Source organism: Pedobacter sp. 01T416_2 (assembly GCF_056398925.1).
In genome coordinates this window covers 1-9332 of record NZ_JBFTQI010000152.1, presented here as the reverse complement: position 1 = coordinate 9332, position 9332 = coordinate 1, and the positions used below count along the sequence as shown (strand labels likewise).

Below are 9332 nucleotides of genomic sequence, written 5' to 3'. Positions count from 1 at the left end.
ACCCATAAAGGAGCTAAATGTAGCCTCAACAAGCAAACATGATGAAGTTTTAAAACAACTTACCTCAGTAATGCAACCTGTTATTGATAAGCTAAAGGAACGCATGGAAGCCAATCCAGAAATGTATAAAGCTTATCAGGAAGATATTAAAAGTGTAAGCAGCCTGAAAACAATGGATGAAAAGCAGGCTAAAGTAGCTCAGATTGCTAAAACCCATTATTCCTTTGTTAAAAAGATCTGGACGGAGGCGAAAATAGACGAACCGTTGTACCAGCAGAAGATTAGGGATGTGTTTCCAGATGATGTAAGGAAGAAAATCCAATTTGGGGAGTTCCTTACGTTTCAATATGAAAAAGCTAAACCTGTAGCGCCATATACTCCTGGAGGATCTACTTCAAACCCAACAAACCCACCTATAATAAGCAAGCCGGTTGATCCTAATCCAACTATTTGTGTGGATGAGAATGCCACGGCTACTCCACTTTTTGATCCACTAAAAAGCGGAATTGGGTCATGTAACCATTATTTTTATGGATCGAATAATGGCGCATATACCAATACAATTAAAACCGTAGCCGATGCTCAAGGACCATGGGGCGGCTACTCAGATGCAGCTATAACAATTGATAGGTTTAGTATCCCCGGTACGTTTCCGTTTGATTCGAGAGGACTTAAAGTATCGAAAGATTATCACTGGAAAGGTTCGGCATATACCATTTCGGTATTGGGATGTTCGATGGCTTATTATTATGAAACGCCTTTTTTTGCTTCGGCACTCAAAGACTGGCAAACTGAAATTTGTATTTGTGCGCCTGCCACTTTTATGCTGTTCTCCAATAAAAAGGTAGATAAACAATTTGTTAGCCAAGGGCCTAAAAGCACTGGGAATGTGGTGAGTTTCGGACTTGGATCTGGGATAAATACTGGTGCAAGTGGAATTGCTTTTGCTGGAGGAGAATCAAGCGTGCAAAGTAAGAAATGGCAAATTTGCGAAACACCATAAATATATAAAATATGAAAAGAATTATGTCCATCTTAGGCTCATTGCTGTTTATAACAGCAGTTAAAGCTCAAACCACCGTGATTAAAAAAGAAACGGTAAATCCGGGTTGTAGTCAAACCACCGCTACCTCTGTCTCATCAAAGGATCATAAGTCCTTACGAACCGACCCCAAATTGGAAGCGAAGGAAAGAGCAATTAAAGATGCAAAAATTGCTCCTCAAATTGACCCTAAAAAGGAAGTTATGCCTAAAGCAGCTGCGGAAAGAGCAATCAAAGATGCAAAGATATTGCACAAGGGAAAATAATGCTGTTCAATAAAAATAATTATCAGCCCCCGCACATCGAAGTAAAAGAAAGTCCGCTTCATGGGCGTGGCGTATTTGCTAAAAATAGAATAACGAAAGGGAGCCTTATAGAGCGGGCTCCTGTTGTTTTTTTATCGAACGATGAAAAGGAAATCTTACGGTTTACCAAACTTTTTCATTATTACTTTTTGTTGAGCGAGCCCGAAAAGCAGGTGGCATTTAGTTTTGGTCATGCTTCGTTCTACAATCATTCAGCCAAAGCAAATGCCTTTTACACCTTTTCGAGAAAGAGAAATACGATTAACCTTTATGCCTGTCAAACCATTGAAGCAGGAGATGAGGTAACTATTAACTATAACGGTAAGCCGAATGATAGAAGCGAGGTATATTTTCCCAATTCGGATGAATAATGAAGAAACAGTTGTATTTAAAAACGATAAAGGGAAAGGGCAGAGGTGTTTTTTGCAATGCAAACATTTTAGAAGGAGAAATTATAGAAATTTGTCCTGTTATTATTATCCCTGCCAAAGAATTTTCTGCCTTATGTGCTACGTCCCTTATAGATTATAGCTTTTATTTCAATAAAGAAGAAAAAACATTGTCGTTAACCATGGGGTTTGGATCCATGTATAACCACAAGCAGTTTCCCAATGCTGTATATATGCTCAATAAGGAAGAAAGACAAATGGTATTTACTGCTCACGAAAACATCAAAGCACGTACTGAAATATGTATTAATTATGGTGGCGAGTATGGTATAGATTATTGTAAGTGGTTCACAGATAGGGGTATCGATCCCGTTTGATCAAAAAATCATCTTTTTTAATGATTGACCTGCATCTATACTCAAGCTACTTTTACTAAAAAAGTAAAACCATGAAGAAAGTAATTTTTATCTTTTTCCTTACCCTTGGTATAGGAGGGATAGCACAAGCACAGGTATTGAGTAAACTCAAAGAAAAAGCAAAAGTCGCGGCGACAAACTCCGTTGACCGATCAACCGATAAAGTTGTAGATCAGGCTGTAAATAAAACGGCGGACAATGTTACCGACAAAGCAATAAACAAAGTCAGTGAAAAACTGAATAACTTATTTAAAAAGAAAAATAAAAAACGCCCAGATACTATCCCCGCGACAGTTCCCGATTCAAATAAAGCCGTAATCAAGCCTAAGAACCAGAACAAATAAGTTTACCTGATAAAAACAGGAGATTATGAAAAAGATCATGCCCCTCTTAAGTGCCTTGTTCATTGTAACTGGCCTTAAAGCACAAAAAGCAACTGTGCAGAAAGAAACCATAAAGCCAAAGGCAGATACAGTTGGTAAAAGCAGTACTGATAAACAGATCAATAAAGCAGTAGATAAAAAGGATACAAAAATTGCCCCTGCCATCAAATATGCCCCAACCTCGAAAGTTGCTCCAGTAGCAACAAAAGCCGCCAAGATTACTCCTGTAAATTAGTATGCGGCTAATTTCAAGGCAAGATAATATTGGCAAACTCTGGGATTAATTATTCTTCTAAAATTTTAGAAAAACCGCTAATTTCAATCAATTCGTCCACAAAATGGTTCGAATTACGCACCGCCACTGACCCCAATCGTACGGTATCCCGTTAGGGATATCGTACTTTTTTAAATAATTTTTCGTAAGCAACAAACTTCAAAATTAAGAACTAATAAGATATTCCTTTCCTTAGTTTGTGTATTTCAGTAGAAGCGGTTCTTCATCACTTCAGGTGAAAAAGAATGAAGCAAAAGTCCCATTATAGTTGTCGTGGTGTGTATTTATCTTGAACTTTCGTTGGTATAGACAAAACTGTCCCCTTTGTAAAACCCAAGGTTATATTCAATTTGTCTCTCCGCCTGATCAAACACGGTTCGTTTTCTGGACAGTACCGGACTGCCAATTTTCATTTTAAGTTTATCGGCAATAAATTCATCGGCAGCTATAGCGGTTATTTCTTCTTTAGATAGGGTAGCAACTACAGAGTAGTCATCTTCTAATATTTCGTACAGGGGACGTTTAAAATCCTCTTCGCCTGTTAATCCCACACGCGGATGAAAATAAGAAACAAAATAAACAAAGGGCTCATGCAGTTTTCCTCTAACCCTTTCCAATTTCAATATTTTGCGGTCAGTTTTTATCTCAAAAAAATTTGCAAGGGTTTCATCCGGGTACACCCAGGTAACATGAAGTTCGAAACTATTTATGGGAAGCCCCCTCAATTTCATTTCCTGTGAAAAACTTAACCAGTTATTGGATCGGGAACTAACTGGTTGGCTTGCAACTTTAGTTCCAAATCTTTTTTTACGGACTAAAAGTCCTTCGAAAACTAATTTGTTAATCGCCAGCCTCAATGTGGTACGCGATATAGCTAATCGTTTTGCTAATTCAACCTCACTGGGAAGAGTCTTCCCATTTTGATATTCTTGGGCCTGGATTAATTTTCTCAAAAGCATCTCTGCTTGAGCATGCAATGGAATAAGGCTTTTATGGTCAAGTGAGTACTTCATTCAGATAAATGTATAAAAATAAAATCATATATGTTTGTACATAATTCATATTATACCTACCTTGTTATAGGACATAAAATTTTACCAGCATTTATATTACTGATTTAATATTAGTTTTCTATCGCGGGGAATAGAATTTGGTGGCCTGTTTTGTTTTTTTGTTTAATATGTACATACATTACTACTAATCATCAGATGAATTCAAATAACCTTACCAACCAAGTTAATTGTTACCTTCCTGAGTATGTCATGTCTGGTAATATCATTAACATCTATCAGTCCATTGGATTTCCCGGGCCGGGAATTTGTCTAAGGCATCCACCCTGACTCCTGATAGAGAAAACTGACATTATAACTTAACCAATTATAAACCAATTTCACCAATTTTATGAGACTATTTTCGCTAAAATACAATACACAAAAAAGACTGGGGACCCTTAGGGGCCTTGTTGTTGTATTGCTTTGTCTTTTAGGAGGCATTCAGCAGGCTCTTGCCCAGCAAGCCATTTCAGGATCTGTAAAGGATTCACAGGGAACGCCCATGGTATCCGCATCGGTAAAAGTAAAGGGGACGAGCATTGGTACCTTAACCGATAAAGACGGTGCCTTTGCAATTAAACTTCCGGCCGGAAAAACTGTTTTAACCATTAGTTATGTTGGCTATGAGTCAACGGAGGTAAATACCGCTTCCAAGGATTTCTCCCCGGCCATAGTGTTAAAGGAGTCTTCGTCTTTGAAAGACGTTCTGGTTGTGGGTTACGGAACACAGCGTAAAGTGGATGTTACAGGCTCCATTGGTTCAATCAGTGGTAAAACAATCACGGAAAGATCCTCACCCGATGCGCTTGGTGCATTGCAGGGGCAGGTACCCGGCTTAAACATTACCCAGAATTCCGGCAAAGTCGGTGATTACAGGATCAATATCAGGGGCTTCAATTCCATTAATGCATCCAATAATCCCCTGTTTGTTATTGACGGGGTTATCGGGGCTGATTACAGTGCGATAAATCCAAATGATATAGATAAGATTGATGTACTTAAAGATGCGTCGGCATCTGCAATTTATGGCGCACGTGGTTCAGGTGGTGTAATTATCATTACCACAAAACAGGGTAATTATAATATGCCCACCATTTTGAGCTACAATGGTGTAGGCGGTTTCAATAGCTTGCAAAGGGAAATCCCAGTTTTGAACTCAGCCCAGTACCAGGCAATGGAGAAACAGGCCTATGCAAATTCAGGGGTTCCTTATCCAAACTTTGGGCAACTGGAACCGGACTTGTTTAATCCGGACAATACGCCAAAATACGATACCAATTGGCAGAGAGAGGTGTATAAACCAACATTTTCACAGAATCATAACCTGTCGGTAAGCGGGGGCTCGGGTTCCTCCAGATTTAACCTGGCCGCCGGCTATCAGAATGATAAACCATTGTCATTGTTTACCTATAATAAGAAATATTCCGCCAGGATAAATGTCGACTCAAAAATAAACAAATGGCTTAATGCGGGGTTAAACGTATCAGGAATTTACAATATAACAAAAACTAATGACGGGTTTGGCTATGGTGTGGCGAGGATGGCCCTGGAATCTTTTCCTTTTATTCCCGTAAAACTGCCTAACGGAAAATGGGGCGCTGATTACATGCATAAATTAGGTGAAACTCCGGTCAACCCTGTTGCAGAGGCGACCAATGATGTTAACCTAACCCACCGAACCCTTGTTTTCGCCAATACATATCTGGAGACTGTTCTTTCTCCAAGCCTAAGTTTCAAAACGAGTCTTTCAGGTCAGGTGAATTCAAGTAAAAATAATTTTGCCTATAGTGGTGATTTCCTGGACAGAGGTCAAAATACCGGTATCAGCGCCTCGATAAGTACCGTTCAAAATCTGTACTGGCAAAGCTCAAGTTATTTTACCTACAATAAAACATTCAGCGAAATTCACAAAATTAACGCAACCCTGGGGGCGGAGTGGTCACAAACTTCCAATGAAACCTTTGCGGACGGGGTTTCGGGTTTTGATGGCAGTTATTATCTGTTTAATAATTTAGGCGCAGCCAATATTGCCAATCCACCAAGTTCTTCAGCATATCTTAAGCAGACCAATTCGTATTTTGGTAGAATCGTATACTCTTTGGCGGATAAATATTTGTTTACTGCCACAGGCCGCTACGATGGAGCGTCAGTGTTTGGTGAGAACCATAAATTTGCATTTTTCCCTTCAGCGGCAATCGCCTGGCGTGTTTCACAGGAAGATTTTTTAAAGGACAGCAAGGTAATCAGCAATTTAAAGCTTAGACTAAGTTACGGAAGTACCGGAAATTCTTCCATTGATCCTTACCGGTCGCTGAGTACACTGGCTACAAATTTCACAGTTCTGGGAGGTGTGAGGACCGCGGGGGTTGTGCAGGGTGTTATTGCCAATCCGGATTTAAAATGGGAGCAGACCAATCAGCTTGATTTGGGAATGGACCTGGATTTATTTGCAGGGCGTATAAATATCGTTGCCGATATTTATAATAAAGTGACCGATAATTTGTTGCTTAATGCGCCGGTTCCGCTATCAACCGGTTATGATAACGTATTAAAAAACATTGGTTCGGTCCGTAATAGKGGGCTTGAGCTGGGAATTACTTCAAATAACCTGACCGGAGATTTAACCTGGAGCACCACATTCAACATTGCCTTTAACAAAAATAAGGTACTGGCATTGGGCACCAACAATGAAGATATATTTCCGGGGCCGTCAGTGCTCGATCAGATAGGTATTTTAAGAGTAGGAGAACCGGTAGGATCTTTATGGGGCTACCAGCAAGATGGCACCTGGGGTTCAGATGAGGTAACACAGGCGGCCAAGTACGGGAAACTYCCCGGCGATCTTAAGGTCGTTGATCTAAACAATGATGGGCTGATTAATTCAAAAGATCAAACCATACTTGCGCACTCTTATCCAAACTATACAGGGGAATTGATTAACAGATTGAAGTACAAGAATTTTGATTTCTCTCTGGATATCGGCTTTAGCCAGGGAAACAGCGTCTTTAATATTGGAACGCTTATTCAGGAGCAGAGGCAAACTTATGCCAATGCCTTTACAACTGTTCTTAACGCATGGACACCGACAAATCAAAAAACGGAGGTAGGTTATGTACGTCTGAACAACGATGCCCATGGATCTACCTTGCTCCAAACATCGAGGTACATCAGTGACGGATCTTTTATCAGGGGTAGAAACCTGACATTGGGCTATACTTTTCCAGAGTCTGTTGCTGGTAAGATCAGTATGAGCTCATTGAGGGTTTTTGCCGGTTTGCAGAACTTCTTTATGATTACCAAGTATAAAACCGGTTACGATCCGGAATCATCATCCTGGGCACCGTCTCTGGCTTTTTCCTACGGAATCGATTTGTATGGCGAACCCAGACCAAGAATATTTAATCTTGGATTAAGCATGAGCATTAAATAATATCAACCTGTAAAATTTGCTAGTCATGAAAAAATTTATAAAACTATCAGTCGTTGCATTCGCCCTGCTTGCAATGTCATCCTGCAAAAAATTCCTCGATGAGAATCCGCCAAGTGCCTATACGCCGGATAATTACTACAAAACTCTTGCCCAGGCGCAAAATGCCGTTAACGGGATTTACGCCTCGGTCGGTACGATATACAGTCAGGGGGGCAATTTTGATGATTTAAGTTTATTGTTGCTCGAAATGCCAACCGGTCAGGCCAATACCGATATTAGCCAGTCGACCAACAATCAGGAGTTGCTACGCCTGAGCACAAGCTCTGCGAATCTGTACGTACGTCAATGGTGGAGGACCTGTTATCAGGGAATTAACGCAGCAAATCTGGCCATTGCCAATATTTCAGCTATGTCGGCTACAGCGCTGACTGCGACTCAAAAGAGTCAGTTAATCGGGCAGGCACAGTTTTTAAGAGCATGGTTTTATTTTAACTTGGTGAGGATTTATGGAGATGTACCCTTATTAACTGCTCCAACATCCAGTGTAGAAAGCGCACAGGTTCCAAGAAACCCTGTTAAAGATGTATATGAGAAATTAATTGTGCCTGATCTGTTATCGGCAGAGCAAAGCGGTTTACCGATTACAGATAACACCGGAAGAGTATCGTTGGGCGCAATAAAGGGCTTACTGGCCAAAGTATATGAAACGATGGCTGGTTATCCGCTGCAGCAGGCCGATAAATACGCTTTAGCCAAGCAAAAAGCACTGGAAGTTATCTCATCAAATCAATTCACATTTTACAGCAATTACGATCAGTTCCGTGACCCCGTGAATGACAATAAGATGGAGAATATTTTTATGGCCCAATATGCAAGCACAACGCTGGCTAATCCAATGTTTAACTATACACTTCCTTTGTTTGCGGGGGTAAGCGGTGCCAATGGGGGTACAGGTGCGCTAACACCGGATTTAACGTTTTACAAATCATTCACTCCCAGTGACAAAAGAGGGAAGGAAAACCAATATTTTTATTCTCATTACGCAAGTCAGGCAACGGGTGCTGATATTCAGTTTTCAACCGGACAGCACATTTTTAAATACTTTAATAATGTTAGCTATACCGCTAATGCACCGTCAGGGAAATGCTATTCGTTAATTCGTTTAACAGATATTATGCTTTTATATGCGGAAGCACAAAACGAAGCGGATGGAACTCCTGATGCTAATTCATATACATATTTGAATCAAATCAGGACAAGAGCCGGATTACTTCCCTTAGCCGGACTTACCCAGACGCAGTTTCGTGAAGCGGTATGGCGTGAACGGAACCATGAACTTTGTTATGAAAATATAACATGGTTTGATATGGTCCGGACCCGGATGGCATATGATACCAAGAACGATAAATTTGTTGCCCTGGTGGGCTATACCTTTCCGTACGGATCGAATATCACTTTTGCGACTAAAAATTTATTGTTCCCATTGCCTCAATCGGAAATACAGGCAAACCCTAAGCTTACACAAAATGCCGGATACTAGCATATGAAAATTAAACTGTCTAAATAATTGATATCGAATAACGGGAGATAGGATATTATTTTCCTGTCTCCCGCTAATAAATAACCGAAATCAAAGAATTGAAAGGTCAGTTTAAAATTGAAATAAACCCATTACTATAAAACATTCGTTAAAGAAAATTTATGACTACAAAAAAGATGACTGCTGCAACTGCCTATATAGAAAAACAGGCGGCGCATTTTCGTAATTATATGCAATCTGCGGAGTTGGGGCATGAGAATGCCATGGCTAAGCTGGTTATTAAATGCGCTGTTGCTGCTTTACTCTTAACAGCGGCTTTACCCGCATTTTCTCAAAACTATAACAAAACCGTCTCACCTATAGCACTTCCACCACCGGTATCAAATTTGCTTCCCGGAAAAAAAGCACCTGTAGTAACCGATATCTGGGTAGTGTTTAAAACACATTGCGATCTGGGTTATACCATGCCTGCAAGTGCCGTATTTAAAAAATACCGTGAAG

Annotated in this window: 10 protein-coding genes; 9 read left to right on the top strand and 1 reads right to left on the bottom strand. The window is 40.2% G+C overall.

Going from position 1 to position 9332, the window contains the following annotated elements; all coding sequences use genetic code 11:
* The 6 genes from AC1DPQ_RS08805 to AC1DPQ_RS08780 form a co-directional block, all read left to right on the top strand.
* A partial coding sequence (locus tag AC1DPQ_RS08805; RefSeq protein ID WP_477608865.1) for a hypothetical protein occupies positions 1–1003 on the top strand: 1003 nt, incomplete at its 5' end.
* Positions 1004–1014: 11 nt separating this feature from the next.
* Positions 1015–1308: a hypothetical protein gene (locus tag AC1DPQ_RS08800; RefSeq protein ID WP_477580990.1), complete on the top strand. Its 294-nt coding sequence runs from the start codon at positions 1015–1017 to the stop codon at positions 1306–1308.
* Entirely contained in the window at positions 1308–1718 is a 411-nt protein-coding gene (locus tag AC1DPQ_RS08795; protein ID WP_477580992.1) for an SET domain-containing protein-lysine N-methyltransferase, read from the top strand. Before AC1DPQ_RS08800 ends, AC1DPQ_RS08795 begins: the two co-directional genes overlap by 1 nt.
* Positions 1718–2113: an SET domain-containing protein-lysine N-methyltransferase gene (locus AC1DPQ_RS08790; protein ID WP_477580994.1), complete on the top strand. Its 396-nt coding sequence runs from the start codon at positions 1718–1720 to the stop codon at positions 2111–2113. The genes AC1DPQ_RS08795 and AC1DPQ_RS08790 overlap by 1 nt, the downstream gene beginning before the upstream one ends.
* A 71-nt stretch (positions 2114–2184) precedes the next feature.
* Entirely contained in the window at positions 2185–2496 is a 312-nt protein-coding gene (locus tag AC1DPQ_RS08785) for a hypothetical protein (RefSeq protein ID WP_477580995.1), read from the top strand.
* Positions 2497–2521: 25 nt separating this feature from the next.
* On the top strand, positions 2522–2770 hold the full coding sequence (locus AC1DPQ_RS08780) for a hypothetical protein (RefSeq protein WP_477580996.1): 249 nt from the start codon (positions 2522–2524) through the stop codon (positions 2768–2770).
* A gap of 323 nt (positions 2771–3093) precedes the next feature.
* Here AC1DPQ_RS08780 and AC1DPQ_RS08775 read toward each other — a convergent pair whose 3' ends face one another.
* On the bottom strand, positions 3094–3822 hold the full coding sequence (locus tag AC1DPQ_RS08775) for a GntR family transcriptional regulator (protein ID WP_477580998.1): 729 nt from the start codon (positions 3820–3822) through the stop codon (positions 3094–3096).
* Between the two features lie 388 nt (positions 3823–4210).
* Between AC1DPQ_RS08775 and AC1DPQ_RS08770 the strand changes: the two genes are divergently transcribed.
* From AC1DPQ_RS08770 to AC1DPQ_RS08760, 3 genes are all read left to right on the top strand, one after another.
* Positions 4211–7291 (top strand): SusC/RagA family TonB-linked outer membrane protein, encoded by a 3081-nt coding sequence (locus AC1DPQ_RS08770; protein ID WP_477608863.1) that lies wholly within the window; start codon positions 4211–4213, stop codon positions 7289–7291.
* Positions 7292–7316: 25 nt separating this feature from the next.
* Entirely contained in the window at positions 7317–8831 is a 1515-nt protein-coding gene (locus tag AC1DPQ_RS08765; protein WP_477584056.1) for a RagB/SusD family nutrient uptake outer membrane protein, read from the top strand.
* A gap of 161 nt (positions 8832–8992) precedes the next feature.
* The coding region (locus AC1DPQ_RS08760) for a hypothetical protein (protein ID WP_477608861.1) at positions 8993–9332 on the top strand (340 nt) is incomplete at its 3' end.

Coding starts and splice junctions, on each gene's coding strand:
- AC1DPQ_RS08800 (WP_477580990.1), top strand. CDS start 1,015: ATGAAAAGAATTATGTCCATCTTAGGCTCATTGCTGTTTATAACAGCA.
- AC1DPQ_RS08795 (WP_477580992.1), top strand. CDS start 1,308: ATGCTGTTCAATAAAAATAATTATCAGCCCCCGCACATCGAAGTAAAA.
- AC1DPQ_RS08790 (WP_477580994.1), top strand. CDS start 1,718: ATGAAGAAACAGTTGTATTTAAAAACGATAAAGGGAAAGGGCAGAGGT.
- AC1DPQ_RS08785 (WP_477580995.1), top strand. CDS start 2,185: ATGAAGAAAGTAATTTTTATCTTTTTCCTTACCCTTGGTATAGGAGGG.
- AC1DPQ_RS08780 (WP_477580996.1), top strand. CDS start 2,522: ATGAAAAAGATCATGCCCCTCTTAAGTGCCTTGTTCATTGTAACTGGC.
- AC1DPQ_RS08775 (WP_477580998.1), bottom strand. CDS start 3,822: ATGAAGTACTCACTTGACCATAAAAGCCTTATTCCATTGCATGCTCAA.
- AC1DPQ_RS08765 (WP_477584056.1), top strand. CDS start 7,317: ATGAAAAAATTTATAAAACTATCAGTCGTTGCATTCGCCCTGCTTGCA.